This window comes from Aldersonia sp. NBC_00410, assembly GCF_026342035.1.
GTDB lineage: Bacteria > Actinomycetota > Actinomycetes > Mycobacteriales > Mycobacteriaceae > Aldersonia.
On record NZ_JAPENM010000003.1, the window covers coordinates 271,832 to 297,537 of the forward strand.

Sequence of the window (25,706 nt, forward strand, 5' to 3'; positions counted from 1 at the left end):
GGGGCCGCCGGCTCAGCGCGGTGCGGGTGGTGGAGCAGGAGCGGGTGGCGGAGCTGGTGCGCGGGCCGGCGCGCGGGGTATGACCCGCTGGCTGCCGTTGCTGACGAAGATCGTGACGGTCGACCCCGGTACCGCGGTCCCGCTCGGTGTGTAACCGGTGACCGTGCCGCGGGCCTGGCTGCCGTCGACCGAAACCGGATTCACCTGGAAACCGGCCCCGGTGATTGCCGCCGTCGCAGAACCCTGCGTCATCCCCGAAACGTCGGGCACCTGTGCGTTCTTGGACCCGCGGACATAGACCGGATCCATCGGTGGCAGCGTCGCCGGCGGGAAGTTCCCGAGCACCGGTTTGATCGCCGAATAGAACGTGCGGGCCGGTTCGTTACCGCCGTAGAGATTGCCGCTGCCGCACGAACGCAGTGGGAACGAGCAGATCTCGCCGGGGGTGGGGGAGTCGCCGTAGACGTACACCGAGCCCGCGAGCGAGTTGGTGAAGCCGAGGAAGCCCGACGACCGGTGCGATTCGGTAGTACCGGTCTTGCCTGCGGCCGGAACGTTCCAGCCGACCGCGCCGGCCGATCCGGAGGCCGTGCCGCCGGCGAGTTGGTCATGGCTCAGCGCATTGGTGAGCGTGTCGGCCAGGCCGGGCTCGATGACCTGCTCGCAGGCCTGCTGGGTGAGCGACACCGGCTTGCCCTCGCGGTCCACGATCGAGTCGATCGGGCTCGGCGGGCACCACTTGCCGTGTGAGGCGAGCGTCGCGGCGACGTTGGACAGCTCGAGCGGGTTCAGTGCGGTGGGGCCGAGCGTGAACGAGCCGAGGTTCTGGTCCTTGAACATGTCGGCCAGACTCTGGTCGCCGTTGCCCGAGGTGCCGGGCGCCGCGTACGAGCGCATCCCCAGCCGTACCGCCATGTCCACGGTGGGGGTGACACCCACCGACTGGATCAGCTTGACGAACGCGGTATTCGGCGACGTGGCCAGCGCCTCGGTGACCGACATCGCCCCCTTGTAGGCGCCGGCGTTCTTGACGCAGTACGAATCGGCCGGGCAGCCGGGCGTGCTGCTGTGGCCCATGCCCTTGGCGGTGAAGAAGCTCGGCACCTCCAGCGTCGCGTTGATGCCGAGGCCCTTCTCCATCGCGGCCGCGGTGGTGAAGATCTTGAAGATCGAGCCAGCGCCGTCGCCGACCATCGAGTACGGCTGCGGTTGCACCGTCTCGTCGTGGTCGCCGTCGAGGCCGTACGTGCGGCTGCTGGTCATGGCGAGGATCCGGTGCGAATCCTGCCCGGGCGCGATGACGTTCATGACCTCGGCGATGTCGTCGAGGTCGGGCTTGGCGATGCTGGACACCGCAGCCTTCGTCGAGTTCTGTATCGCGGGATCGAGGGTCGTGCGAATCAGATATCCGCCCTTGTCGATCTGCTCGCGGCTGATCCCGGCGTTGGCCAGGTATTGCAGCGCGTAGTCGCAGAAGAAGCCGCGATCCCCGGCGGCGATGCAGCCACGCGGCAGGATGCGCGGCTCGGGCAGCACGCCGAGCGGCTGCTCCTTCGCAGCCCGGATCTCGGTCGCCCGTTCCGGCAGGTTCTGGATCATCGTGTCCAACACCGTGTTGCGCCGATCCAGCACGCCGGTCGGGTTGGTGTAGGGATTGAGCTTGGACGAGCTCTGCACCATGCCGGCGAGCATCGCCGACTGGGTCAGATTGAGCTGGGCGGCGTCGACACCGAAGTAGGTCTGCGCGGCGTCTTGTACGCCGTAGGAGGAATTGCCGAACGGGACCAGGTTCAGATACCTGGTGAGGATCTCGTCCTTGGTCAGTTTCTTGTCGAGCGTGAGAGCCATCCGGATCTCGCGGATCTTGCGGGCCGGCGTGGTCTCGACCGCGGCGCGGCGCTCCGCGTCGGTCTTCGCGACGACGAGCAGTTGGTAGTTCTTCACGTACTGCTGATCGATGGTCGACGCGCCCTGCTGGACCTCACCGCTCGTGGTGTTCGTCAGGAAGGCACGCATCGTGCCCTGCCAGTCGACGCCCTGGTGTTCGGGGAAGCGTTTGTCCTCGACCGAGACGAGCGCCAGTTTCATGTCATTGGAGATCTTGTCGCTCGGCACCTCGAACCGGCGCTGCTCGTAGAGCCACGCAATCGGGTTGCCTGCGGTATCCACCATGGTCGTGACGGCAGGCACCGTGCCTTCGACGAGTTCGGCGGAAACGTTGTCGACGGTGTCGGCGGCCCGGTTGGACAGGTATCCCAATCCGCCGGCCACCGGGAAGAGCAGCCCCGCGACCAGAACGGAAGCGAGCAGACAGCTCCCACCGAGTTTCGCGAGGACATTGGTGTTCGGCACGCCAACAGAGTACGTGGCGGCGCCGTCGGGATCACAGAACGGCGAAGCATCGAGCGTCGCGCGTGGCGACGGCGCGGGACAACCCAGCACGCTTGTACCAAAAATAGCGGGGCCTACGTCTTGCGCCGACAGCCTTTTGTTACTTAGATTGTTCTCAGATGTGATACAGCTAACACCGAGACAAGAATGTGATGTAGCTCGAAACCGGTGGCGCTGATGCTATTGCAGCCTCCCCGCAGTCGAGTGAGGGTTTCTCGGTGTTCGAACTGCAAAGGGGCAAGGCGGATGCGTATCAACACCCCGGTGGCTCATCTCGATGTCGGACACGAAGAAGCACGGATCGCATGGGTGTCGCAGGCCAGGTGTCGCGAAGTCGATCCAGATCAGCTTTTTGTGCGAGGCGCCGCGCAACGCAAGGCGGCGACAATCTGCCGGCACTGTCCGGTGCTTATGCAGTGCGGTGCCGACGCTCTCGACAATCACGTCGAGTTCGGGGTGTGGGGCGGGATGACCGAGCGGCAGCGGCGGGCGCTGCTCAAGCAGCATCCAGAGGTCGAATCGTGGGCCGAGTTCTTCGAGGCGCAGCGGCGCCATCAGCCCGCGATCTGAGCCACCGGCACTTTCCGGCGCGGCGGTTGACGCCCGGAACAGGGCCCGTCAGGGCCCTACGCCGACCTCGGCCCTACGCAGACCTGGGCCCTACGCCGACCTGGTGAGCTCGTCGCCGATGGCGCGCAGCGCTTCGAGGTCGGACACCTCGAACGGCAGTGACGGCACATCGATCTGGGGGACGCGGGGGTGGGCACCGGTGAACCGGTGCAGCAGATGCCGCTCGCGACTGTTCACCGTGGCGCGCTCGGCATGGATCCGCAATGCGGCCGCGGCAAGTTGGGACTGTGGGGTGGGCTCGTCCTCGTCCAGTCGGTCGGCGGCGGTCAGCGCGTGATCCGCGGCCAGTTCGCAGCGCAATGGATGGGTGCGGTTGAGCACGAGGCCGGCAAGTGGCATGCCCTCGGTGGACAGTCGATCGACGAAGAATCCGGCCTCGCGCAACGCATCCGGCTCCGGCGCGGCGATCACCACGAACCTGGTGTCGTCGCGGGAGAGTAGTTCGAAGGTCTTCGTGGCCCGGTCCCGGAAGCCGCCGAACATCGAGTCGAGGGACTGCACGAAAGTCGATGCGTCCGACAGCATCTGCCCGCCCACAATCGTCGACACGCCCTTGATCGCCAGGCCCATCGCGCCGGTGACCAGCCGGCCGAAGCCGCGGCCGGGAGCGGTGAACAGCCGGATCATCCGGCCATCCAGGAAGCTGCCGAGCCGTTTCGGAGCGTCGAGGAAGTCCAGTGCGTTCCGCGACGGCGGTGTGTCGACGACGATGAGATCCCAGCTGCTGTCGGCCGCGAGCTGGCCGAGCTTCTCCATCGCCATGTATTCCTGCGTGCCGCCGAAGGACGACGCGATGGTCTGATAGAAGGGATTGGCGAAAATCTGCTCCGCCTTGTCGGGCGTGGTGTGCTGCAGCACCATGTCGTCGAAGGTGCGCTTCATGTTCAGCATCATCGCGTGCAACTCGCCCTTGGCTTCGGAACCGAGTTGCACAGGCTGTGGCGAATTGTCCAGTTCCGCGACACCGAGCGCCTGCGCGAGCCGACGGGCCGGATCGATGGTGAGCACCACGACCTTGCGGCCGTTCTCGGCGGCGCGCATCGCCAGCGCGGCCGCCGTGGTGGTCTTGCCGACCCCGCCCGAGCCGCAGCACACCAGGATTCGCGCGTTCGAATCGGCCAGGATGCCCGCCATGTCGAGGTGCGGGGCCGTTTTCTTGGTGGTCATCGCACGCCCTGTTCGCCGAGGGTTTCCGCCAGCTCGTACAACCCGCCGAGGTCGACACCGCCGGTCAGCGCGGGTAGATGCATCCGCGCCACATCGCCCTTGGCCAGCTCGATCGCGCTGACATCCTGCGCCTCGAGGGTCGCGGCGTGCTCGGTGACCTCGGCAACAAGACCGTTGAAGTCACTGTCGGACAACGACAACCCGGCCGTGATCAGCCCGGCGCGGATGGCGTCGGCGTCGAGCCGTCCCTTGGCCGCATCCTGCTGAATCTCCTTGGGCAGATAGCCGGCGCCGGCCCGGTTCACGATGACGGTGCCGATCCGCAGGTCGTTGGCGCGCAGCTCGGCGATCGCGTCGGTGGTCTCCTGCACCGGAAGCGCCTCCAGCAGGGTCACCAGATGCACCACGGTGTCGTCGGAATGCAGCAGAGCGGCGACGCCCTGGCTCTGCGACGCAACCGGGCCACCGCGGGCGAGCTCGGCCATCGCCTTGGTGACGTCGAGGAAGCTTGCGATCCGGCCGGTCGGCGGCGCGTCCACCACCACCGCGTCGTAGACCGGCTTGCCCTTCGGGTTCCGGCGGATGACGGTTTCCTTGATCTTGCCGGTGAGCAGGACGTCCTTGAGTCCGGGTGCGAGGGTGGTCGCGAACTCGATCGCGCCCATCCGGCGCATCGCCTTGCCGGCGAAACCGAGGTTGTAGAACATGTCGAGGTACTCGAGGAACGCGGTCTCGGTGTCGATGGCCAGCGCCATCACCTCGCCCCCACCGTCGGCACTCGCGATGCGCGTCTCGGTGGGCGGCAGCGGTGGCCGGTCGAATAGCTGGGCGATGCCCTGCCTGCCCTCGACCTCGACCAGCAGCACTCGGCGCCCGCCCGCGGCGAGCGCAAGGGCGAGCGCGGCGGAGATGGTCGACTTGCCGGTGCCGCCCTTCCCCGACACGTAGTGCAGGCGGGCCTTCTCCGCGCTCGACGGCCACTTGTCCGGGGCCGGAGCAGTTTCGTCGGCGACCGGAGCAGTTTCGTCGGCGACCGGACCAGATTCGTCGGCGACAGGACCAGATTCGTCGGCGACAGGGGCCGAGTCGTCGGCAACCGAAGTCGGTGGTTCCACGTCGCCGAGCCTATAGGGCAGCTGCTCGGTTGAGGCGAGTCGGTCATCCATGCATTCGGGGCTACCCAAACCGGGCGATAGTCTCACTTCATGAGCGATGTGACCAGATGGGAATACGCGACCGTGCCGCTGCTGACGCACGCAACCAAACAGATCCTCGATCAGTGGGGTTCGGACGGCTGGGAACTGGTGGCCGTGCTGCCCGGGCCCACCGGTGAACAGCACGTCGCCTACCTCAAGCGACCGAAGGGCTGATCGATGGCGACCGAGTGGCGCGAGCGGTTCGCCGAGCTGGGACTCGAGGTGCCCCCGGTGGTGAAGCCGGTCGCCGCGTATGTGCCGGCGACGCGGACCGGCACCCTCGTCTACACGTCCGGGCAGCTGCCGATCGTGGACGGCGAGCTGAAGTACGCCGGCAAGGTGGGTGCGGAGATCACCGTGGACGAGGCCAAGGCCGCCGCCCAGCTCTGCGCGCTGAACTGCCTGGCCGCCGTGCACGACCTCGTCGGGCTCGACGCCGTGGTGCGGATCGTGAAGGTCGTCGGTTTCGTCGCGTCCGCACCGGGATTCACCGGGCAACCGGTGGTCGTGAATGGGGCGTCGGAGTTCCTCGGGGAGATTTTCGGCGCGGCCGGCGTGCACGCCCGGTCGGCGGTCGGTGTGGCGGAGCTGCCGTTGAACACCCCGGTCGAGGTGGAACTCATCGCAGAGGTGGGTTGAAGCCCGAACTAGGCTGGCGAAATGGCGCTCTCGCATCCCGCGTACGGACAATTGCGGCGGGTCACCGACACGGCGTCGGTGCTGCTCGCCGACAACCCCGGCAAGATGACCCTGGACGGCACGAACACCTGGATCCTGCGGGCGCCGGGCAGCAAGGACTGTGTCGTGATCGATCCGGGACCGAAGGACCGTAAGCATCTCGGCGCGATCAACGAGTTCGGGCCGGTGGCGCTGACCCTGGTCACGCATTGGCATCCCGATCACACCGGCGGGTTGAAGCGGCACGTCAAGCGCACCGGCAGCCCGTCGCGCGCGCTCGACGCCAAGTTCGTGCACGGCGAGGCCGAACCGCTTGTCGACGGTGAGGTGATCGAGGCGGCGGGCCTGCGGATCGAAGTGGTCACCACGCCGGGCCACACCGGCGACTCGGTGAGCTTTCTGCTCGGCGACGCGGTGCTGACCGGGGACACGATCCTCGGTCGCGGCACCACCGTGCTCGACTCGCGCGACGGGGCGCTGGCCGACTATCTCGCTTCGCTGGAGCGCCTGGCCGAACTCGGTGCAGGTAAGCGGATGCTGCCCGCGCACGGACCCGAACAGGCGGACACCGCGGACGTGGCGAAGGCCTACATTGCGCACCGGCACGAACGGCTCGATCAGGTGCGTGCCGCGCTAGAGGTGCTCGGCCCGGACGCGAAACCCATGCAGGTGGTCAAGCACGTCTACCGGGACGTCGACAAGAAGCTGTGGCCGGTCGCGCGCAGCTCGGTCAAGGCGCAACTCGCCTACCTGCGCACATAGCGCGCCGATCCAACAAAGAACGCCGCGCCCCGGCTGAACCGGGGCGCGGCGTTCCTGCTTCGGTGTCTCGGCTACCTGGCGCGGCGCGCGAGCCGCTCCGAGTCGGAGATGAGCACGCTCTTGCCTTCCAGGCGCAGCCAGCCGCGATGCGCGAAATCGGCGAGGGCCTTATTGACCGTCTCCCGCGAAGCGCCGACGAGCTGGGCGATCTCCTCCTGCGTGAGGTCGTGCGTCACCCGCAGCGCGCCGCCCTCCTGGGTACCGAACCGCTGCGCGAGCTGCAGCAGCGCCTTGGCCACGCGGCCGGGGACGTCGGTGAAGATCAGGTCGGCGAGGGTGTTGTTGGTGCGGCGCAGGCGGCGCGCGAGCACGCGCAGCAGCTGTTCGGAGATCTCCGGCCGCGCTTCGATCCACGCCTTGAGGGCATCGCGGTCCATACTCACCGCGCGAACCTCGGTGACCGTGGTGGCGGTGGACGTGCGGGGGCCCGGGTCGAAGATGGACAGCTCGCCGAACATGTCGGAGGGGCCCATGATCGTGAGCAGGTTTTCGCGTCCGTCCGCGGAGCGCCGACCGAGCTTCACCTTGCCCGTGACGATGATGTAGAGCCGGTCACCCGGCTCGCCCTCGTTGAACACCACATGGCCGCGCGGAAAGTCGACGGGTTGCAGCTGCTTGGACAGCGCCGCTACCGCGCTGGGCTCGACGCCTTGGAAGATGCCGGCTCTGGCGAGGGCCTCGTCCACGTTGTGTGCTCCTATCAGGGGGGTTGAGGTGCGACGGCTGCGCGTGTGGTGCACGGCACCTTCTTGCACGCACAACCGGTCAACCGACGCTGTCGTTCCAGTGGAGTCTACTTCGCACTGACCGGTGAGTAGTGACAGATGCCACGCATCGCGTTTCGTGCCGCGTTCTCAGCCCCTCGGCGCAGGTCAGCCCGCGCGCCGCCGCGGTGTCTCCGCCGCCGTCCCCGGGCCCGCCTTGCGCCGGTGAAACCGCGCCAGCGCGTCCGGCAAACCGGTCTTCGCAAGTGTCGTGACCTCGGCATTGCTCGCCGATTCCAGAAATTCGTCGACGTCTTCCTCGCGCACACTCAGCCGGCTGAGCCGGACCTCGACCCGCTCCATGGCCAGCGCGAACAACATCAGCAGTACCGGAAACAGCACGACCGCCAGTCCTTGCATACCGGGTAGTAAACACGGGGAATGTCTCAGAAGGAACACGTGCCCCGGGTGCTCCCGCACCTTCTTGTCGCTCCGCAGGCTCCGCTCTCGGGCCTTCTGGCGCTCCGCAGGCTCCGCTCTCGGGAGGTGAACGTAGAGTTGTGCGGTGCGCGCGAGTCGATCACCGGCCGGGGAAACGGTCACAGCTTCCGAGCCCGGCGAGGAGTCGCGGCTCGCCCTCGTCCGGCGCGCCCGGCGGATGAATCGGCGGCTCGCCGAGGCCTTCCCGCACGTCTACTGCGAGCTCGATTTCACCACGCCGCTGGAGCTGGCGGTCGCCACGATTCTGTCCGCACAATGCACCGACGTGCGGGTGAACCAGACCACGCCCGCGCTGTTCGCGAAGTACCGCAGCGCCCGCGACTATGCCGAGGCGGACCGCACCGAACTCGAGGAATACATCCGCCCGACCGGCTTCTACCGCAACAAAACGAATTCGCTGATCGGACTCGGCCAAGCGCTGCTCGAGCGTTACGACGGCGAGGTGCCGAACCGGATGCAGGATCTGGTCACGCTGCCCGGGGTTGGCCGCAAGACGGCCAACGTGATCCTCGGCAACGCCTTCGATATCCCGGGCATCACCGTCGATACGCATTTCGGCCGATTGGTGCGCAGGTGGCGCTGGACCGCGGAGGAGGACCCGGTCAAGGTCGAGCACGCCATCGGTGAGCTGATCGAGCGCAAGGAGTGGACGCTGCTCTCGCACCGGGTGATCTTCCACGGCCGGCGCGTGTGCCATTCCCGCAAACCCGCGTGCGGGGTGTGCGCGCTGGCCAAGGACTGCCCGTCCTACGGACTCGGCCCGACCGATCCGGAGGTCGCGGCCAAGCTGCTCAAGGGCCCCGAGGTGGATCACCTGCTCGAACTGGTCGGCGGGTGATCCGAGAATGTCGAATACCGGCCGGTGGACCCTGGCCGCGCTGGTGGCGGTTGTCGCGCTGGTCGTGGCCCTGTGGCCGCGCGGCGACACCGACGACACGACCGGAAACGCTATGCAGACGAGCCGAACTGCGATGTCCGGTGTGGCGTCGGGTCCCGCGCCCGACGCAGCGGACCGGGCGCGGGCGGATCTGGACCCGTGCCCGCGGCCGATCGTGGCTGCACCGGAGGGGGCAGCACTCGCAGGCATCACCCTCGGTTGTCTCGCGGACGGGCAGCCGGCGGACCTCGCTGCGGTGCTGGCGGGCAAGCCGGCACTGCTGAACTTGTGGGCCTATTGGTGTGCGCCGTGCGCGGCGGAGTTGCCGCACCTGCAGGACTACGCGGCGCGCGCAGGCGGCGCGGTCACCGTGCTCACGGTGCACAGCGACCCGGACGAGGCGAAAGCGCTGGCCCGGCTGGCCGATCTGGATGTTCACCTGCCCGGCGTCGAGGACGGTTCGGGACGGGTTCGGGCCGCCGTCGGCGCGCCGAACGTCCTGCCGGTGAGCGTGCTCGTACGCGCCGATGGCACGATCGCCGATGTGGTTGCACGCCCGTTCCGCAGTGTCGACGAGATCGCCGAGACCGTCGAGCAGTCCCTCGGCGTCGCCGCATGAGCCGGCCGCAACCGTCGGGGCGGGCCCCCGACGGCGAATTGGTGACTCCAACGGAATCGATGCCGACCTGGTTGCGCCGGGTCGCCACCGAGCAACCGTCCGACGGATCCGGTATCAACCCGGTGCTGACCCGTATCCCGGCGGCGCAGGCCCGGGTACGCGATGCGGCGGTGCTCGTGCTGTTCGGTGGCAGCTGGGCCGCCGACCCCGGCTCGGCCGGTGGGTTGCCCGCCGACGCCGACCTGCTGCTCACACAGCGGGCGTCCACGTTGCGCCAGCACAGTGGCCAGGTGGCGTTTCCGGGCGGCGGCAGCGACCCGGACGACGACGGACCGATCGCGACAGCGCTGCGCGAGGCGCAGGAGGAGACCGGCCTCGACCCGGCGGGTGTGACGCCACTTTCGGTGTGGCCGGGCATCTTCATCCCGGTGTCCGGGTTCTCGGTGCGCAGCGTCCTGGCCTACTGGCACGACCCGAGCCCGGTGCGCGTCGTCGACCCGGGCGAGGCCGAGCGCGTCGTCCGAATGCCGGTGCACAAGTTGATCGAACCGGCCAACCGCTGCCAGGTGCGTCATCCGCTCGGCTACCAGGGCCCGGCGTTTCTCGTCGACGACCTGGTGGTGTGGGGCTTCACCGCAGGCATCCTCGCCGGACTGCTCGCGGTGTCGGGCTGGGAGTTGGACTGGGATGCCGCCGACGTGCGCGACCTCGACTCGACGCTGCGCGCCGTTGGCATGGATTCACCCATACCGCGTGGGCCGGTGCCCGACTCGCCGTCGCTGCGGGACGGTGACCGGTGACCGGATCCGGTTGGCTCGATCTTCTCGTGGTCGCGCTCGCGGTGCTGGCTGCGATGTCGGGGTGGCGGCAAGGCGCGGTCGCGTCCGCGATCGCATTCTTCGGGGTGTTGCTCGGTGCGGTGGCCGGGATTCTCATCGCCCCGCATGTGCTCGTGCACATGGAAGGTGGCCGCGCCCGAGTGCTGGCGGGCGTCCTGCTGATCGTCGCGCTCGTCGTCGTCGGTGAAATCGCGGGCATGGTGCTCGGTCGAGCGCTGCGCAGCGGTATCCGCAATCCGGCGGCGCGATCGATGGACAGCACGATCGGCGCGCTGCTGCAGGCCGTCGCGGTGCTCGTCGCGGCATGGCTGCTTGCGATCCCGCTGACCACGTCGTCGCAGCCGCTCGTCGCCTCGTCGGTGCGTGGATCGAAGGTGCTCGCCACCGTCGACGACCTGGCGCCGGAGTGGATGCGCGAGCTGCCGAAGGAGTTCTCCGCACTACTCGATACTTCCGGACTGCCCGATGTGATCGGGCCGTTCGGGCACACTCCGGTCGCCTCGGTGGGCCCGCCGGACCCGAGCGTGCTGCAGAGTCCTACGGCACAGGCCCTGAACGACAGCGTGCTGCGGATCCGAGGTGTCGCCCCCAGTTGCCAGCGTGCGCTCGAGGGGTCCGGATTCGTGATCGCGCCGGAACGGGTGATCACCAACGCGCACGTCGTGGCAGGTACCGCTGGTGTGTCCGTGGACACCACCCAGGGCACGCTACCTGCGCGGGTGGTCCTATTCGATCCGTCGGTCGACGTGGCGATCCTGTCCGTCCCGGGCCTGGACGCGCCCCCGATTCCGATCGCGCCCGCGCCGGCCGAACCGGGCCAGGACGCGATCGTGCTCGGCTACCCAGGTGGCGGGCCCTACACCGCGACCGCCGCACGGGTGCGCGAGACGTTGGAGCTGAGCGGCCCCAACATCTACCGGGACGGCACTGTCGAGCGCGAGGTGTACACGGTGCGCGGGTCGATTCGGCAGGGCAACTCGGGCGGCCCACTCGTAGACGTCGACGGCCGCGCGCTCGGCGTGGTGTTCGGCGCCGCGGTGGACAACAGCGACACCGGCTTCGTGCTGACGATGAACGAAGTCGCGGGTCAGATCGCGTCCGCGGCGACCCAGACCGCGTCGGTCGAGACCGGCGACTGCATCGCCTGACCGGCGATCGGTGCGGGCCGGTCAGTCCGTCGTCGAGCCGCGCGTAGCCGGGGGCGCGGTGAAGCGCACCAGTTCGGCCGACACCTGGTCGGGTTTCTCCTGGTGCACGTAGTGCCCGGCGCCCCCGATGCTGACCAGCTCGCGGCGCGGTGCCCAGGTCGTGCAGCGGCGGAACGTGCGGACCAGCACGAACGGGTCGAGGTCACCGTGAATCTGCAACACCGGGATGCGGATCGGCTCGTCCATCGCCGTCATGAATCGGCGCCCGTCCGGGCGCCACTGGCTGCGGAAGGCCCAGCGCTGGTATTCCAGCGCGCAATGCGCGGCGCCGGGAATTCGAATGGCCGAACGCATGTGCCGGGCGGTCTGGGCGAACTCCGTGGTGGCCGGCCACGCGGGTCCGCTGTACAGGCGCAGCATCTGCTCGACCGCGAATCCGTTGGCACTGGTCAGTTTCCGCTCCGGAAGCAATGGCAGCTGGTAGCCCAGGAAGGTCGGTAGCCACGCAGTGCGTTGCGGGCGGTCGCGCAGCACCGAGCGTTTCAGTGCGATCGGATGCGGGGAGGCGACCAGTGCGATGGACCGGACCAGGCGCGGATGCAGCACCGCGGTCGCCCAGCACACCAGTCCGCCGTCGGCGTGCCCGACCAGCGTCGCGTCCTGGTGGCCGAGTGCCCGAATCAGGCCGGCGACGTCGCCCGCCAGCGTCCATCCGTCGTAGCCGCGCGGCGGCTTGTCCGAATCGCCGTAGCCGCGCAGGTCCACCGCGACCGCCCGGTAGCCGGCACCCGCCAGACCGGCCAGCTGATGCCGCCACGACCACCAGAAATCGGCGAAGCCGTGCAGCAACAGCACGAGTGGAACATCCGGCGCGGATGCACCCGCCTCGACGACGTGGAAGCGAATCCCGTTGGCGTGGATGTCACGATGCGTCCACGGTCCGTCGAGGCGGACCGTGGATGGATCCGGCGCGGTCATGGCCGCGTGCGACGGCTCGGCCGGGCACGCCGGGATCGAGACGTCGAGAGCGGCAGCATTGCGTGGGACTTTAGTTGCGGATCGCGTCGCTCGCGTGCCGCGCCGTGCCGGGTCCGTGATCGCCCGCACCGACCGCATCGTGCTCGCCCGGCAGTACGGTCCTGGCCTGCTTGAGCGAGTCGATGGTCTTCTCCGGCGCCCGCAACTTGCGTACCCGCAGGTATCCGAACAGTGCGAACAACGCTGCGATCACGACCATCAGCGCGAACACGATCAGGAATGCGGCCCAGCGCGGCAGCCACTCGGCGAGTAGTTCGGCGAGGAAGAAGAAGAAAAAGAAGGCGCTGAACAGCAGCACGGTGAGCGCGAGGATGAACAGGAGGCTGCCCTGCAGGCCCTTCTTGACCTCGCCGGTGACCTCCGCCTTGGCGAGTTCGACCTCGGCGCGGAACAGCGTGGACATCTGCGTCGTGGCGTCGCGAACGAGGTGCCCGAGGCTCGCCGTCCCCGGCATCTGCACGTCGACATCCGAGAGCGGAATCGATGCGACCGTCGAGGGCGCACCGGGCTCGCCTGTTGCGCGCCGACCGCCTTCGTTGCCGTTACTACGGTGTGTCACTGCTCGACCCTTCCGGTTCATCGTCGTCGTTACTTTCGGCCCGGTTGCCTGAGCTACCGACATGTCGCGGCGCGTCCGCTGCACCGTGCCCGGCGGGCGGTCGCATCGTCTGCCGGGCCTGGTGTACCCGACCGCGGCGGAAGAGCAGCGCCGAGCCGACCAGGGATGCGACCAGCGAAGCCGACAGTACCGCCGCCTTCGCCGTTTCGACCGCCAATCCCGGCTCGTTCTCCAACGCAAGTTCCGCTATCAGAAGGCTAACGGTGAACCCGATTCCGCCGAGCACCGACAGGGCGAACATGTCGCGGTAGCCCAGGTTCGCCGGCCGGGTTGCCACCCGTAGCCGGATCGCCAGCCAGCTGACGCCGAAGATTCCCACCGGTTTGCCGATCAGCAGCCCCGCGATCACAGCGAGCGCGATCGGGTTCGTGCCGAGATCGGACAGCAGCCCGGCGCCGACCGCCACCCCGGCGGCGAAGAACGCGAACACCGGCACGCAGAAGCCCGCCGACAGCGGCTGCAACCGATGTTCGAGGCGGCTGGCGGGGGCCTCGTCCTCGTCGGGATCGCGGCGCACCCGGGTGGCGAGCGCGAGCGCCACCCCGGCGAGCGTCGCGTGAATGCCGGAGTTGTGCAGGGCCATCCAGGCGAACAATGCCAGCGGAACATAAAGGAAGGGCGTGGTCAGGCGGGCATGTTGGGCGAACCAGTACCCGGCTACCGCGCCGAGGGCCGCGAGTAGCCACCACAGCGAGATCGAGGCCGTGAAGAGCACCGCGATGAGGAGGATTGCCAGCAGGTCGTCCACGACCGCGAGGCTGAGCAGGAACACCCGGGCGCTCGACGGAATCCGCGATCCGGTCAGTGCCAGCACCCCGAGTGCGAAGGCGATGTCGGTCGCTACCGGGATCGCCCACCCGCGATCCATGCCGGGCGTGCCCCACCCGATGGCCGCGGCAATGAGCGCCGGCACCACAACGCCGCCGACCGCCGCAATGACCGGCAGCGTCGCTCGGTGGCGGTCGGCGAGTTCACCGACAACGAGCTCACGTTTGAGTTCCAGTCCCGCGACGAAGAAAAACACCGCGAGCAGCCCGTCCTGCGCCCAGTCGTTGAGCGACAGGTGCAGGTGCAGACTTTCGGGACCTATCTGCCAGTTCTGCAGCGACTCGTAGACGTCCGACCAGGGCGAGTTGGCCCACACCAACGCGATTGCCGCCGCGGCGAGCAGGATCGTGCCGCCGACGGTTTCGGTGCGCAGGTAGCGCGCGAATTCCGAGCGGAGCGGTTGCGTCACGGAAATGGTTTCGCCGCTACGGCGCGGCGGGCAGCCAACCCTCAGCCGTTCTTGATGGCGTCGAAGACCTTCGGATCCACCAGCGTGGAGGTGTCACCGAGTTCGCGACCCTCGGCGATATCCTTCAGCAGGCGGCGCATGATCTTGCCGGACCGCGTCTTCGGCAGCTCGGGCACGATCTTGATCTCGCGTGGTTTGGCGATCGGCGAAATCTCCCGTGACACTGCCTTCTTCAGTTCGTCGATGATCTGGTTCTTGTCGCCCTTGGCACTCGACTCGAGGATCACGAACGCGACGATGCCCTGACCGGTTGTCTCGTCGCTGGCGCCGACCACAGCCGCCTCGGCGACGCCGGAATGGCCGACGAGCGCGGATTCGACCTCGGCCGTGGAGATTCGGTGGCCCGAGATGTTCATGACGTCGTCCACCCGGCCGAGGATCCAGGTGTCGCCGTCCTCGTCGTAGCGTGCGCCGTCGCCGGCGAAGTACCAGCCCTTGTCGGCGTACCGCGACCAGTACGTCTCGCGGTACCGCTCCGGGTTGCGCCACACCCCGCGCAGCATCGACGGCCACGGCTCGTCGAGCACCAGATATCCGGTGTCACCGGGGCTCAGCGGTTTGGCCTCGTCGTCGACGATCGCGGCCGAGATACCGGGCAGCGGCGTCATCGCGGCACCCGGCTTGGCCGCCGTGACACCGGGCAGCGGCGCGATCATGATGGCGCCGGTCTCGGTCTGCCACCAGGTGTCCACGATCGGCGCGCGGCCGCCGCCGATGACGTCGTGGTACCAGCGCCAGGCCTCCGGGTTGATCGGCTCGCCGACGCTGCCTAGCAGACGCAGGCTGGAAAGGTCATGTGCGTCGGGGATTTCGCGACCCCACTTCATGAACGTGCGGACCAGCGTCGGCGCGGTGTAGTAGATGCTGACCTTGTATTTCTCGACGATGTTCCAATGCCGGTGCTCGTCGGGCGAATTGGGCGTGCCCTCGTAGACGACCTGCGTGACGCCGTTGGCCAGCGGTCCGTAGACGATGTAGGTGTGCCCGGTGACCCAGCCGATGTCGGCGGTGCACCAGTAGACGTCTTTGCCGGGCTTGTGGTCGAACACGTAGTGATGGGTGTACGCGGCCTGGGTGAGGTAGCCGCCGCTGGTGTGCACGATGCCCTTCGGCTTACCGGTGGTGCCGGAGGTATAGAGGATGTAAAGCGGGTGCTCGGCCTCGAACGGCTGCGCGGTGTGCTCCGGCGACGCGGCGTCGACGACGTCGTGCCACCACAGGTCGCGCCCGTCGGTCCAGTCGATGTCGATCCCGCAACGCCGGACGACGAGCACGTTTTCGACCGATTCCGCCCCGTCGAGTGCCTCGTCGACGGCCGGCTTGAGCGGCGCGGGCGCGCCGCGGCGGTACTGCCCGTCGGTGGTGATGACCAGCTTTGCCTCGGCGTCGTCGACGCGGGAACGCAGTGCGGTGGCGGAGAAACCAGCGAACACGACGCTGTGCGTGAGGCCGAGTCGCGCGCACGCCAGCATCGACACGATGGCCTCGGGCACCATCGGCATGTAGATCGCCACCCGGTCGCCCGAGACCAGACCGAGGTCGGTGAACGCGTTCGCCGCGCGGGAGACCTCGGCGAGCAGATCGGCGTAGGTCAGGGTGCGGTCGTCGCCGGGCTCACCCTCCCAGTGAATCGCCACCCGGTCGCCGTTGCCTGCCTCGACGTGCCGGTCCACGCAGTTGTAGGCGACATTGAGCTCGCCGTCGCCGAACCACTTCGCGACCGGAGCCTTGCTCCAGTCCAGCACCTCGGTGAACGGCTTGTGCCAGTGCAGCCGTCGCGCCTGCTCGGCCCAGAACTCCAGGCGATCCGCCGCCGCGGCCGCATAGATCCCTGCGTCCGTGTTCGCCGCCGCGGCGAACTCCGCGCTGGGCGGAAACGTGGCGCGTCGTTCGCTCTCGTCGGTCGGGGTGGAGGTCATTCGCTACTGCCTTCCGCGTCGAAGATGCCGCATCGCGGCGCCGGCGGTGGAGTGATCGGGTCCCCACCGGCGCCGCGCCGTGTTGTCCTTCCTACAGGTGGCGCTACTCGTTGTCGCCGCCGGTCGCTGCCGTCGCGCCGATCTCGTCCGCGCCGAGGACCTCCCGCGCCGCCGGCCACACCCAGTCGCGCACCTCGGGCAAATCGTCGCCGTGCGCCCTGGTGTACTCGCGGGCAGCGAGCCGCTTGTCGACCATCTGCTGACGCAGTGTGGCCGCCTTCGACTGCAGGAACGGCACCCGGTCGATCACGTCGATCACGAGGTGGAAGCGGTCGAGGTCGTTGAGCATCACCATGTCGAACGGCGTGGTGGTGGTGCCTACCTCCTTGTACCCGCGGACGTGAATGTTGTTGTGCCCGTTGCGGCGATAGGTGAGCCGGTGGATCAGCCACGGGTATCCGTGGTAGGCGAAGATCACCGGTTTGTCGGCGGTGAAGACCGCGTCGAAATCGCGGTCGGACAGCCCGTGCGGATGCTCGGTGGCGTCCTGCAGGCGCATCAGATCCACGACGTTGACGAAGCGGATCTTCAGGTCGGGCAGGTGCTGTTTGAGCAGATCCACGGCCGCCAGACCTTCGAGTGTCGGCACGTCACCGGCCGCGGCGATCACCACGTCCGGATCCTCGCCGAGCTTCTCGGTGCCCGCCCATTCCCAGATGCCCAGTCCGCGGGTGCAATGCGCGATCGCCTGCTCCATGGTGAGGAAGTTCGGCGCAGGCTGCTTGCCGGCGACCACCACGTTCACGTACTGGCGTGAACGCAGGCAGTGATCGTAGGTGGACAGCAGTGTGTTGGTGTCCGGCGGCAGGTACACCCGTACCACCTCGGCCCGCTTGTTCACCACGTGGTCGATGAAACCGGGATCCTGGTGGCTGAATCCGTTGTGATCCTGGCGCCAAACATGGCTGGACAGAAGGTAGTTCAGGCTCGCCACCGGCCTACGCCACGGGATGTGGTTGGTCACCTTCAGCCACTTGGCGTGCTGGTTGAACATCGAGTCGATGATGTGGATGAACGCCTCGTAGCAGTTGAACAGCCCGTGCCTGCCGGTGAGCAGGTAGCCCTCGAGCCAGCCCTGGCACTGGTGTTCGGACAGCATCTCCATCACCCGGCCCGCGCGGGCGAGATGCTCGTCCACCTCCGGGCCGATGAAGTCGGCGTTCCACTGCTTGTCGGTGATATCGAAGACGGCCTGTAGCCGATTGGACGCCGTCTCGTCCGGGCCGAAAATGCGGAAGTTGTTCGGATTCAATCGAATTACATCGGTGAGCCACTCGCCGAGCCGGCGCGGCGCCTCGGTCAGCGGCGCGCCCGGGGTCGGCACATCGACGCCGTATTTGCGGAAGTCGGGCAACCGCAGATCCTTGAGCAGCAGTCCACCGTTGCCGTGCGGGTTGTCGCTCATCCGCAGCTCACCCGCCGGGGCGAGCGAGGCGATATCGGCGTGCAGCCTGCCGTCCTCGTCGAACAGTTCCTCGACGTTGTAGGAGGCGAGCCAATCGGCGAGGACCTGCAGATGCTCGGGGGTGTCCCGCGCGTTCGCAAGCGGCACCTGGTGCGCGCGCCACGACCCGGTGGTCTTCTTTCCGTCGATCTGGGCGGGACCGGTCCAGCCCTTCGGCGTGCGGAACACGATCATCGGCCACTGCGGCCGGGAATCGTCACCGTCGGCGGCGCGGGCCTTGATGTCGGCGATCTCGTTCAGCACCTCGTCGAGGAGCTCGGCAAACCGGCGATGGCAGTCGGCCGGATCGTCGCCCTCCTCGACCACGAAGAAGTGCGGCTTGTGGCCGTAGCCGACCATCAGGCTGGCCAGCTCGTCATTCGGAATGCGTGCCAGCACCGTGGGATTGGCGATCTTGTATCCGTTCAGGTGCAGGATCGGCAGCACGACGCCGTCGTGGATGGGATTGACGAACTTGTTCGAGTGCCAGCTGGTGGCCAGGGCGCCCGTCTCTGCCTCGCCGTCGCCGATCACCGTCGCGACCAGCAGGTCGGGATTGTCGAACGCCGCTCCGTAGGCATGCGAGAGGGCGTAGCCGAGCTCGCCGCCCTCGTGGATCGAACCCGGCGTCTCCGGCGCGACGTGCGAGGGTATCCCGCCCGGGAAGGAGAACTGCCGGAACAGCCGCTGGATGCCCTCGGCGTCGGGAGTGATGTCCGAGTAGTACTCCGAGTAGGTGCCGTCGAGGTAGGCGTTCGCGACCAGGCCCGGCCCACCGTGGCCGGGACCGGTCACATAGATCGTCGACTGCTCCCGTTCCTTGATGGCACGGTTGAGATGCGCATAGATGAAGTTCAGGCCGGGCGTGGTGCCCCAGTGCCCGAGCAATCGAGGTTTCACGTCGTCGCGAGTCAGCGGGGTGCGCAGCAGCGCGTTGTTCAACAGGTAGATCTGTCCCACCGACAGGTAGTTCGCGGCGCGCCACCAGCCGTTCAGTTGCGCCACTGCAGTGTCGGTCAGAGGGCTCACCGTGGCCGTTCGCCAGGTGCTCGCGGAAGTCGTCGTCACATCACACGCTCCTATAGGGCAGGGATGGATTGCCACTGCTATCCAACCGCAGAATGCGCGACGAGACCGAAGTTTCGCCGCTGTCGATGCGAACCCTGCGCGAATCCGGGCAACGATCGATGGCAGACGCGGTGGCTGTGATGGTTGGCTGGTCGCATGGAGCAGTCGTTGAGTGTCATCACGCTCGGGGTCGCGAATGTCGAGCGAGCGCGGGCGTTCTACGTCGACGGGCTGGGCTGGCAGCCGACCCTGGTCGTGCCCGACGACGTCGTGTTCATTCAGGTCGGGCACGGTGTGCTGCTCGCGCTGTGGAACGCCGAGCACATGGCCGCCGAGGCGGGGCCCGTCGTCGATACGCAGGGCGCCGCCGCGGCGCCGTCGATCACGTTGGGCCACAATGTCGCCGACGCCGAGACCGTCGACATCGTGCTGCGCCAGGCCCGCGCAGCGGGCAGCCCCAATACCGCGTCCGGGGCGTGGCGCGAGTGGGGCGGCTACTCGGGATACTTTTCCGACCCCGACGGCTACCGCTGGGAGGTCGTCCACAACCCGGGCCTACGGGTCGACGAAACCGGGCGGGTCATCTTCGAGCCCTGATCCCGCCGGGCGGTACCCTCGAGCACCGTGACCGATCCGTTGCTCGCGCTCGTGGACCTACCCGGTGTCCGCGCTGCGGCGGAAAGCGCGCGCGATGCTCTCGCCGAGGTGCACCGGCACCGCGCCAACCGCCGGGGCTGGCCGACGACCGCCGCAGAGGCCGCGGTGCGGGCGGCGCGGGCGTCGGCGGCGATCGAGGGCGCCGACATCACGCTCCCCGAGGACGGCAGGGTGATCGAGCCGGTCCTCGCGGGATCGCTGCGGGTCGGGCAGGCCATGGACGGCGCCGCGTTGGGGAACACGGTGCGAACGTGGGAGCGCGCACCGCTGCAGACGTTGGCGCGGCTGCATCTGCTCGCGGCCACCGATATCGCCGGCGCCGACGAACTCGGTCGGCCGCGGACCGCCCCCGATGTCGGCGAGCGTCTGAATCTGCTCGGCCAGGTGGTTGTGCAGTCGAGGGCACCTGCGCCCGTCGTGGCCGCGGTGGTGCACGGCGAGCTGCTGGCGCTTGCGCCGTTCGGCACCGCGGACGGCATTGTCGCGAGGGCGGCGTCGCGGTTGGTGGCGGTGGCAAGCGGGCTCGATCCACACAACCTTGGTGTCCCGGAGGTCTCCTGGCTGCGTCGCCGCGACGATTACCTGGCCGCGGCGCAGGGGTTCGCGACCGGTGCGCCGGACGCTGTCGGTGCATGGCTCACGCTGTGCTGTGCGGGCCTCGAGGCCGGTGCGCGTGAGGCGACGTCGATCGCGGACGCCGCGCAGGGATAGCTCGGCTACAGACAAAAATGTGGGCGGCGCTGCCGATGGGTATCGACCTCGCCGCCCGCAAACACGGATTGTTGGGTTACCAGGCGTGCTATAGGTGGGTTGTGGTTTTCGGCCTCGGCGTAGTCCGGATATCGAAGGGTCATCCCCGCAACCGGTGCGGGGTTCTTGCCAACGAAGAACCCGAATCTCGCAGGCCCACAACACTTTTGCCCTTGGAGTGGTCTGCTCCGCGTGGGTGCTCAACATCCGTGCTGGGATTGTCCGATCGGGAGGTCGAAACTTCTCTTCCGCTTCGGCCTTGGCCTCCTGGAAATCCGTAACTCCTTTGTACCCCGCGACCTCGCGCACTTCAAGAGTTTGGCGGAATCCGACCCTTAAAATGCCTGATCGAAGGTGAAAGATGTTGCAGGCGCGCAATATTCGTGCAAATCCAATACCCGACACGACGTCCCGCTGCGCCCTCCTGGGTGCGTACGGCCCGCGGGGCGGGCAGGCCACGCCGCTAGCGGCGACGACGCAGCAAACTGTAGGTGACTGCGCCGGCCAGCATTGCGCCGATTGCGGCCACCCCGGTCGCGGCCAGCGTCGTGGACGATGGCGTTGGCAGGCGGGCGCGCAACGACACCGGATTCGAGAACGTGAGCACCGGCCAGCCGCGCTCGGCGGCCTCGCGCCGCAATGCCCGGTCCGGGTTGACCGCCGTCGGGTGTCCCACCGCCGAGAGCATCGGCACATCGGTGACCGAATCCGAGTAGGCGAAGCAGCCATCCAGGTCGTAACCCTCGCGCGCTGCGAGTTCCGTGATGGCTTCCACTTTTCCTTCGCCATAGCAATAGAATTCGAGATCGCCGGTGTATTTGCCGTTCCGAACGACCATTCGCGACGCGGCGGTATAGGTCGCGCCGAGTGCTTCGGCGATCGGCGCGACCAGCTCTTGGCCCGAGGCGGAGACCACTACGACGTCGTGGCCGCGGATCTTGTGGTCGGCGATCAGGTCGGCCGCCTCGGCGAACACGAGCGGATCGACGACGTCGTGCAATGTCTCGGCAACCACAGTCTTGACCTGCTCGACGTTCCAGCCCCCGCACATGCTGGTGAGATGCGCGCGCATCCGTTCCATCTGGTCGTGGTCGGCGCCGGAGAGAAGGAAAAGGAAGTGTGCGTAACTACTCTTCAGCACCGCCCTCCGGTTGAGCAGGCCTTGGTCGAAGAACGGCCGGCTGAAGGCGAAGGTGCTCGACCGGGCGATCACCGTCTTGTCCAGATCGAAGAACGCGGCGATGCGCCCCGGTTGGCTGGTTGCCGCTGGCTGCGCCGTCACCACACCAGGATATGCACGGCTGCGACACCCCGTTCATTTCCCGGCGCGCGTCCGAAAGGTTGAACTTGCAAATACCCATATCGGCAGGTGTAGTATTGCTACTGCCTGGACACGTTCCAGGGACGTTCAGCCCGACCCCCCGGGGCTGAACCTGACGGCCCCAGCCTCCTCCCCCCTGGCTGGGGCCGTCCTCTATTTCCGGTCGGTTCCCCTCCGTACCAGCCGATTCGAGCGCAGAACGCAATAGCCCGCCGGAATTTGTGGACAACTTCGACGTTGTCCACATCCGTCGATCTCGCCCACCCAGCGCGGTGATTTCCGGCCAGGCTCGGGGTCATGACTTCCGCCCAACCAGTCCCGCGAACCGTGCTTGTGATGGCGTCCCACGCCGGGTTGCTCGACGAGATCCGCCGGATCGGCGCGGCGACCGAATGCCCGATGACCGAGACCGCGCCGCCACCCGGGCGGCAGGTATGGAGCCGGGCCCGCGCCGTGGTCCTCGACGCGGCCGGGGCAGCGGCGTGCGTCCGGGAACGAATGCCGCGGCGGCCCGGTGTCGTGCTCGCGGTCGACGGTGAGCCGGGGCTGATGCACTGGCAGGCCGCGACCGCGGTCGGCGCCGAGCAGGTGGTCGCGCTGCCGGCCGGCGCGGCGGAGCTCGTCCGGGTGCTGGCGCAACGTCCGGCTGGGGGCGGTGGTGGCGCGGTGGTGGCCGTGCTCGGCGGCCGCGGCGGGGCAGGTGCCTCCACCCTGGCGGCGTCGCTCGCATTGATCGCCGACGAGACCAGGACGAGCTTGCTCGTCGACTGCGATCCGGCCGGCGGCGGTCTCGATCTACTGCTCGGGATCGAGGACCGGCCCGGACTGCGCTGGCCGGGGTTGGTAGTAGAAGACGGGCGGGTATCGGCGCTCGCGTTGCACCATGCGCTGCCCGTCGCGGGCAAGCGCATCTCCGTGCTGGCCTGCGGGCGTGCACCCGATGGCCGCGAGCCGAGCCCGGTCGCGGTGCAGGCGGTGCTCGATGCGGGTCGGGAGGCGGACGATCTGGTGGTCTGTGACGTGCCGCGCGATCGTGGGCCGGCGAGCGCGGCTGTGCTCGCCTCGGCCGATCTCGTGGTTCTCGTCGTGCCGGCAGAGTTGCGCGCCGTGGCCGCCGCCGAGTCCACAGCGGATTTCGTGCGCACCCACAACCCGCACCAGATGCTGGTCGTTCGAGGGCCGGCGCCGGGCGGGTTGCGCGCCCTCGATGTCGCCGATGCGCTCGGGCTGCCGCTGGTTGCCCAGATGCGTCCGGAGCCGCGGCTCGACGGGCAACTCGAACGCGGCGGACTGCGGCTCGGCAGGCGGGGACCGCTGCGGCGGGCCGCGGTCGCGGTACTCGACGCCCTCGTCGAGAGAGCCGAACCGGCCGAGCCGGGGTGGGTTGCATGAGTGTGCTCGTCACCGCCGAACTGCTCGACCGGGTTCGGGACCGGCTCGCGCAGTCTGCCGCTGCGCCGACCCCGGCCACGGTGGCCACGGCAATCCGAGCGGAGGCCGGCGGCGTGCTCGGCGACACCGACCTGTTGCGCGCACTGCGGATGTTGCAGACCGAACTGACCGGCGCCGGACCGCTCGAACCGCTGCTCGCCGACCCGCAGGTATCCGATGTGCTGGTCAGCGGGCCGGACGCGGTCTGGGTGGATCGCGGCGGCGGGCTGCAACCCGCCGCGGTCGTCTTCCCCGACGAAGCGGCGGTGCGGCGGCTCGCGCAACGTCTCGCGCTGGCCGCGGGACGCCGGCTCGACGATGCGCAACCCTGGGTGGACGGACGATTGCCCGCCGCGGACGAGTCCGGCTTCGGCGTGCGGCTGCACGCAGTGCTTGCGCCCATTGCCTACGGCGGCACGTGTCTGTCGCTGCGGGTACTGCGGCCCGCGACGCAGGGGCTCGACGCGCTCGCCGCGGGCGGGATGCTCACTCCGGACGCGTTCGCGCTGCTCGAACGGATCATCGCCGCCCGGCTGACGTTCCTGATTGTCGGCGGTACCGGCGCGGGTAAGACCACCCTGCTGGCCGCGATGCTGGCTCGGGTCGCCGGATCCGAACGGATTGTGTGCGTCGAGGACGCCGCCGAACTGGCACCGCGCCATCCGCACGTGATCCGGCTCGTTGCGCGGGCGGTCAATGTCGAGGGTGCGGGCGAGGTGTCGGTGCGGGACCTGGTGCGCCAGGCGTTGCGGATGCGCCCGGATCGGATCGTCGTCGGCGAGGTCCGCGGAGCGGAGGTGGTCGACCTGCTGACCGCACTGAACACCGGCCACGACGGCGGCGCGGGCACGGTGCACGCGAACTCGCCGGGTGAGGTCCCTGCTCGGTTGGAGGCCCTCGCGGCGCTCGGCGGCATGCCGCGGCCCGCATTGCACAGTCAGCTCGCCGCGGCCCTGCAGGTGGTGCTGCATATTCAGCGCGGGTCCGACGGCCGGCGCCGACTGCGCGAAATCGGGCTGATTCGCCGCAGCGGCGCGGGCGAGGTAGCCATCGTGCCGGCGTGGCGGCTCGACGGTCGGCCCGCGCCGGCGGCGGGTGACCTGGCCGACCTGCTCAGTGATCGGGAGGGGTCGTGACCGTGGCACTGCTGTGTGCGGCGCTGGCGGTACTGGTCGCGCCACCGGGCCGGGCGCGAATCCGGTTCGCGGCCACGCGCACTGCGGGCCGCCAGCGCAGGCGGCTGCCGGTTCCGGCGGCCGAGAACGCCATGGTCGTGCTGTGTGTTCCGGCCGCACTGGTTGGCGGACTGGGCGCGTTCCTGGCCGCGAGCCTACTGACCGCAACGGTGCGTACGAGGATGCGTCGCAACCGGATTGCACGCCGGCGCACCGCGCAGCGCAAGCACCTGCTCGACGGGCTCGAGATCGTCATCGCCGAACTCCGGGTCGGTGCGCATCCGGCGACCGCAGCATCGGCGGCGGCAGCGGAGTGTTCCGGTTCCGCGGCGCGGGCATTCGAAATCGCCGCCGCACGCGCGCGACTCGGCGGCTCTGCCGCAGACGGTGTGCGGCGCGGCGACGACGCGATCGCCGCGGAACTCGGCCGGATCGCCGACGCGTGGCGGATCGCCGAGGAACACGGCCTCGCATTGGCCGAACTGCTCGAAGCGGCGCGACGAGACCTGTTGGCTCGGATCAGATTCGGTTCCCGCGTCGATTCGGCTCTCGCGGGTGCGCGGGCCACGGCGGCGGTACTGGCCGCGCTGCCGATCTTGGGAATCGGACTCGGCCAGTTGATGGGTGCGGCGCCGGTACGGGTGCTGCTCGGCGGCGGTGCGGGCGCAGCATTACTCGTCGTCGGTACCGGGCTCGCGTGTGCGGGGCTGTTGTGGAGCGATGCGATCACCCGTCGGGTGGCGGCGTGATCACTGTGGCGCTCGTCTGCGGCGCGGCTGCGGTGCTGGCGATGCCGCGCCCGGCGGCACAGCGCCGATTCGCCGCGATGCGGACAGTCGGGGATGAGCAGATCGCGATTCCGGAGCGCAGCGTCGATGATCCGCTCGCGGTGGCAACGGCTTTCGACCTGCTCGCCGCGTGCTTGCGCGCAGGCCTGCCGATGGCGTCGAGTTCGGCAGCGGTGGCGCGCACCGCACCGGCGCCGCTCGACGAGTCGCTGCGCCGCGCGTCCGACTTGATGACCCTCGGCGCCGACCCGGAGGTGGCCTGGCGCGATGCCGCCGCCGATCCGGCAACGGAGTCACTCGCGCGGGTCGCGCGCCGCTCCGCGAAATCGGGTGCCTCGCTGGCGCGGGCGATGGACGAACTCGCTCGGCATCGCCGTGACGCCGAGGAGGATGCCGCGGCAGCCAGAGCCGAACGGGCGGGGGTGCTCATCAGCGGGCCCCTCGGGCTCTGCTTTCTGCCCGCGTTCCTCTGCCTCGGAATCGTGCCGGTGGTAATCGGGCTGGCCGGTCGGGTGCTCGGCGGGGGTCTGCTGTGACGGTAAGTGGAGCGGGCAGTGCGGCAGTGGC

25 protein-coding genes are annotated in these 25,706 nt (G+C 68.6%); 14 read left to right on the forward strand and 11 right to left on the reverse strand.

The window, feature by feature from the left end; translation table 11 throughout:
* Positions 1-12: 12 nt before the first annotated feature.
* Positions 13-2,352, reverse strand: coding sequence for a transglycosylase domain-containing protein (locus tag OG921_RS08180; protein WP_266111880.1), 2,340 nt, complete (start codon positions 2,350-2,352; stop codon positions 13-15).
* Between the two features lie 285 nt (positions 2,353-2,637).
* Between OG921_RS08180 and OG921_RS08185 the strand changes: the two genes are divergently transcribed.
* Positions 2,638-2,961 (forward strand): WhiB family transcriptional regulator, encoded by a 324-nt coding sequence (locus OG921_RS08185; protein ID WP_266111881.1) that lies wholly within the window; start codon positions 2,638-2,640, stop codon positions 2,959-2,961.
* A gap of 90 nt (positions 2,962-3,051) precedes the next feature.
* Here OG921_RS08185 and OG921_RS08190 read toward each other — a convergent pair whose 3' ends face one another.
* Both OG921_RS08190 and OG921_RS08195 read right to left on the reverse strand, forming a co-directional pair.
* A complete protein-coding gene (locus OG921_RS08190; RefSeq protein WP_266111882.1) occupies positions 3,052-4,188 on the reverse strand; it encodes an ArsA family ATPase in 1,137 nt (378 codons plus the stop codon).
* The gene (locus tag OG921_RS08195; protein ID WP_266111883.1) at positions 4,185-5,354 is read right to left on the reverse strand and encodes an ArsA-related P-loop ATPase; all 1,170 of its coding nucleotides are present in this window, start codon (positions 5,352-5,354) and stop codon (positions 4,185-4,187) included. Before OG921_RS08195 ends, OG921_RS08190 begins: the two co-directional genes overlap by 4 nt.
* A 39-nt stretch (positions 5,355-5,393) precedes the next feature.
* Here OG921_RS08195 and OG921_RS08200 point away from each other — a divergent pair, with 39 nt between their 5' ends.
* Genes OG921_RS08200 through OG921_RS08210 form a run of 3 tightly spaced genes read left to right on the forward strand, consistent with a single transcriptional unit; the run spans position 5,394 to position 6,824 of the window.
* Positions 5,394-5,558 carry a DUF4177 domain-containing protein gene (locus OG921_RS08200; RefSeq protein WP_266111884.1) on the forward strand — a complete coding sequence of 55 codons (165 nt, stop codon included), beginning with the start codon at positions 5,394-5,396 and terminating at the stop codon, positions 5,556-5,558.
* 3 nt (positions 5,559-5,561) lie between these two features.
* Complete coding sequence (locus OG921_RS08205; protein WP_266111885.1) at positions 5,562-6,023, forward strand: RidA family protein; 462 nt, start codon at positions 5,562-5,564, stop codon at positions 6,021-6,023.
* A gap of 21 nt (positions 6,024-6,044) precedes the next feature.
* Positions 6,045-6,824: an MBL fold metallo-hydrolase gene (locus OG921_RS08210; protein WP_266111886.1), complete on the forward strand. Its 780-nt coding sequence runs from the start codon at positions 6,045-6,047 to the stop codon at positions 6,822-6,824.
* A 71-nt stretch (positions 6,825-6,895) separates the two neighbouring features.
* On the opposite strand, the gene OG921_RS08215 is transcribed toward OG921_RS08210, so the two are convergent.
* Positions 6,896-7,570, reverse strand: a complete 675-nt coding sequence (locus tag OG921_RS08215; RefSeq protein ID WP_266111887.1) for a Crp/Fnr family transcriptional regulator — start codon at positions 7,568-7,570, stop codon at positions 6,896-6,898.
* A 186-nt stretch (positions 7,571-7,756) separates the two neighbouring features.
* Positions 7,757-8,008 carry a hypothetical protein gene (locus tag OG921_RS08220; protein ID WP_266111888.1) on the reverse strand — a complete coding sequence of 84 codons (252 nt, stop codon included), beginning with the start codon at positions 8,006-8,008 and terminating at the stop codon, positions 7,757-7,759.
* A gap of 238 nt (positions 8,009-8,246) precedes the next feature.
* Between OG921_RS08220 and nth the strand changes: the two genes are divergently transcribed.
* From nth to OG921_RS08240, 4 genes are read left to right on the forward strand one after another with little or no spacing between them, the layout of a single operon-like run.
* A complete protein-coding gene (gene nth, locus OG921_RS08225; RefSeq protein ID WP_266112280.1) occupies positions 8,247-8,927 on the forward strand; it encodes an endonuclease III in 681 nt (226 codons plus the stop codon).
* A 7-nt stretch (positions 8,928-8,934) separates the two neighbouring features.
* A complete protein-coding gene (locus tag OG921_RS08230; RefSeq protein ID WP_266111889.1) occupies positions 8,935-9,585 on the forward strand; it encodes a TlpA disulfide reductase family protein in 651 nt (216 codons plus the stop codon).
* A 59-nt stretch (positions 9,586-9,644) separates the two neighbouring features.
* Positions 9,645-10,385, forward strand: coding sequence for a CoA pyrophosphatase (locus OG921_RS08235; protein WP_266112281.1), 741 nt, complete (start codon positions 9,645-9,647; stop codon positions 10,383-10,385).
* The gene (locus OG921_RS08240; RefSeq protein WP_266111890.1) at positions 10,382-11,572 is read left to right on the forward strand and encodes a MarP family serine protease; all 1,191 of its coding nucleotides are present in this window, start codon (positions 10,382-10,384) and stop codon (positions 11,570-11,572) included. Before OG921_RS08235 ends, OG921_RS08240 begins: the two co-directional genes overlap by 4 nt.
* A gap of 21 nt (positions 11,573-11,593) precedes the next feature.
* On the opposite strand, the gene OG921_RS08245 is transcribed toward OG921_RS08240, so the two are convergent.
* The 5 genes from OG921_RS08245 to OG921_RS08265 form a co-directional block, all read right to left on the reverse strand.
* Positions 11,594-12,550, reverse strand: coding sequence for an alpha/beta fold hydrolase (locus OG921_RS08245; protein WP_266111891.1), 957 nt, complete (start codon positions 12,548-12,550; stop codon positions 11,594-11,596).
* A gap of 70 nt (positions 12,551-12,620) precedes the next feature.
* The gene (locus OG921_RS08250) at positions 12,621-13,169 is read right to left on the reverse strand and encodes a phage holin family protein (RefSeq protein WP_266111892.1); all 549 of its coding nucleotides are present in this window, start codon (positions 13,167-13,169) and stop codon (positions 12,621-12,623) included.
* Positions 13,156-14,466: a Na+/H+ antiporter NhaA gene (gene nhaA, locus OG921_RS08255; RefSeq protein WP_266111893.1), complete on the reverse strand. Its 1,311-nt coding sequence runs from the start codon at positions 14,464-14,466 to the stop codon at positions 13,156-13,158. Before nhaA ends, OG921_RS08250 begins: the two co-directional genes overlap by 14 nt.
* A 41-nt stretch (positions 14,467-14,507) precedes the next feature.
* Positions 14,508-16,445: an acetate--CoA ligase gene (gene acs, locus OG921_RS08260; protein ID WP_266111894.1), complete on the reverse strand. Its 1,938-nt coding sequence runs from the start codon at positions 16,443-16,445 to the stop codon at positions 14,508-14,510.
* A gap of 103 nt (positions 16,446-16,548) precedes the next feature.
* Positions 16,549-19,017, reverse strand: a complete 2,469-nt coding sequence (locus OG921_RS08265; RefSeq protein ID WP_266111895.1) for a phosphoketolase — start codon at positions 19,015-19,017, stop codon at positions 16,549-16,551.
* Between the two features lie 168 nt (positions 19,018-19,185).
* Here OG921_RS08265 and OG921_RS08270 point away from each other — a divergent pair, with 168 nt between their 5' ends.
* Together OG921_RS08270 and OG921_RS08275 are read left to right on the forward strand one after the other, a co-directional pair.
* Positions 19,186-19,614, forward strand: coding sequence for a VOC family protein (locus tag OG921_RS08270; RefSeq protein ID WP_266111896.1), 429 nt, complete (start codon positions 19,186-19,188; stop codon positions 19,612-19,614).
* Between the two features lie 27 nt (positions 19,615-19,641).
* Positions 19,642-20,385 (forward strand): oxidoreductase, encoded by a 744-nt coding sequence (locus OG921_RS08275; protein WP_266111897.1) that lies wholly within the window; start codon positions 19,642-19,644, stop codon positions 20,383-20,385.
* Between the two features lie 502 nt (positions 20,386-20,887).
* Here OG921_RS08275 and OG921_RS08280 read toward each other — a convergent pair.
* Positions 20,888-21,706 (reverse strand): HAD family phosphatase, encoded by an 819-nt coding sequence (locus tag OG921_RS08280; protein ID WP_266111898.1) that lies wholly within the window; start codon positions 21,704-21,706, stop codon positions 20,888-20,890.
* Positions 21,707-22,081: 375 nt separating this feature from the next.
* Between OG921_RS08280 and ssd the strand changes: the two genes are divergently transcribed.
* The 4 genes from ssd to OG921_RS08300 are packed head-to-tail and all read left to right on the forward strand — an operon-like array spanning position 22,082 to position 25,675.
* Positions 22,082-23,137 carry a septum site-determining protein Ssd gene (gene ssd, locus OG921_RS08285; RefSeq protein WP_266111899.1) on the forward strand — a complete coding sequence of 352 codons (1,056 nt, stop codon included), beginning with the start codon at positions 22,082-22,084 and terminating at the stop codon, positions 23,135-23,137.
* On the forward strand, positions 23,134-24,312 hold the full coding sequence (locus OG921_RS08290; RefSeq protein WP_266111900.1) for a TadA family conjugal transfer-associated ATPase: 1,179 nt from the start codon (positions 23,134-23,136) through the stop codon (positions 24,310-24,312). The genes ssd and OG921_RS08290 overlap by 4 nt, the downstream gene beginning before the upstream one ends.
* Entirely contained in the window at positions 24,309-25,100 is a 792-nt protein-coding gene (locus tag OG921_RS08295) for a type II secretion system F family protein (protein WP_266111901.1), read from the forward strand. Before OG921_RS08290 ends, OG921_RS08295 begins: the two co-directional genes overlap by 4 nt.
* Positions 25,097-25,675 (forward strand): type II secretion system F family protein, encoded by a 579-nt coding sequence (locus OG921_RS08300; protein ID WP_266111902.1) that lies wholly within the window; start codon positions 25,097-25,099, stop codon positions 25,673-25,675. Before OG921_RS08295 ends, OG921_RS08300 begins: the two co-directional genes overlap by 4 nt.
* Positions 25,676-25,706: the final 31 nt, after the last annotated feature.

Coding starts and splice junctions, on each gene's coding strand:
- OG921_RS08245 (WP_266111891.1), bottom strand. CDS start 12,550: ATGACCGCGCCGGATCCATCCACGGTCCGCCTCGACGGACCGTGGACG.
- ssd (WP_266111899.1), top strand. CDS start 22,082: ATGGCGTCCCACGCCGGGTTGCTCGACGAGATCCGCCGGATCGGCGCG.
- OG921_RS08290 (WP_266111900.1), top strand. CDS start 23,134: ATGAGTGTGCTCGTCACCGCCGAACTGCTCGACCGGGTTCGGGACCGG.
- nth (WP_266112280.1), top strand. CDS start 8,247: ATGAATCGGCGGCTCGCCGAGGCCTTCCCGCACGTCTACTGCGAGCTC.
- OG921_RS08230 (WP_266111889.1), top strand. CDS start 8,935: ATGTCGAATACCGGCCGGTGGACCCTGGCCGCGCTGGTGGCGGTTGTC.
- acs (WP_266111894.1), bottom strand. CDS start 16,445: ATGACCTCCACCCCGACCGACGAGAGCGAACGACGCGCCACGTTTCCG.
- OG921_RS08235 (WP_266112281.1), top strand. CDS start 9,645: ATGCCGACCTGGTTGCGCCGGGTCGCCACCGAGCAACCGTCCGACGGA.
- OG921_RS08190 (WP_266111882.1), bottom strand. CDS start 4,188: ATGACCACCAAGAAAACGGCCCCGCACCTCGACATGGCGGGCATCCTG.
- OG921_RS08185 (WP_266111881.1), top strand. CDS start 2,638: ATGCGTATCAACACCCCGGTGGCTCATCTCGATGTCGGACACGAAGAA.
- OG921_RS08220 (WP_266111888.1), bottom strand. CDS start 8,008: ATGCAAGGACTGGCGGTCGTGCTGTTTCCGGTACTGCTGATGTTGTTC.
- OG921_RS08200 (WP_266111884.1), top strand. CDS start 5,394: ATGAGCGATGTGACCAGATGGGAATACGCGACCGTGCCGCTGCTGACG.
- OG921_RS08195 (WP_266111883.1), bottom strand. CDS start 5,354: ATGGATGACCGACTCGCCTCAACCGAGCAGCTGCCCTATAGGCTCGGC.
- OG921_RS08210 (WP_266111886.1), top strand. CDS start 6,045: ATGGCGCTCTCGCATCCCGCGTACGGACAATTGCGGCGGGTCACCGAC.
- OG921_RS08205 (WP_266111885.1), top strand. CDS start 5,562: ATGGCGACCGAGTGGCGCGAGCGGTTCGCCGAGCTGGGACTCGAGGTG.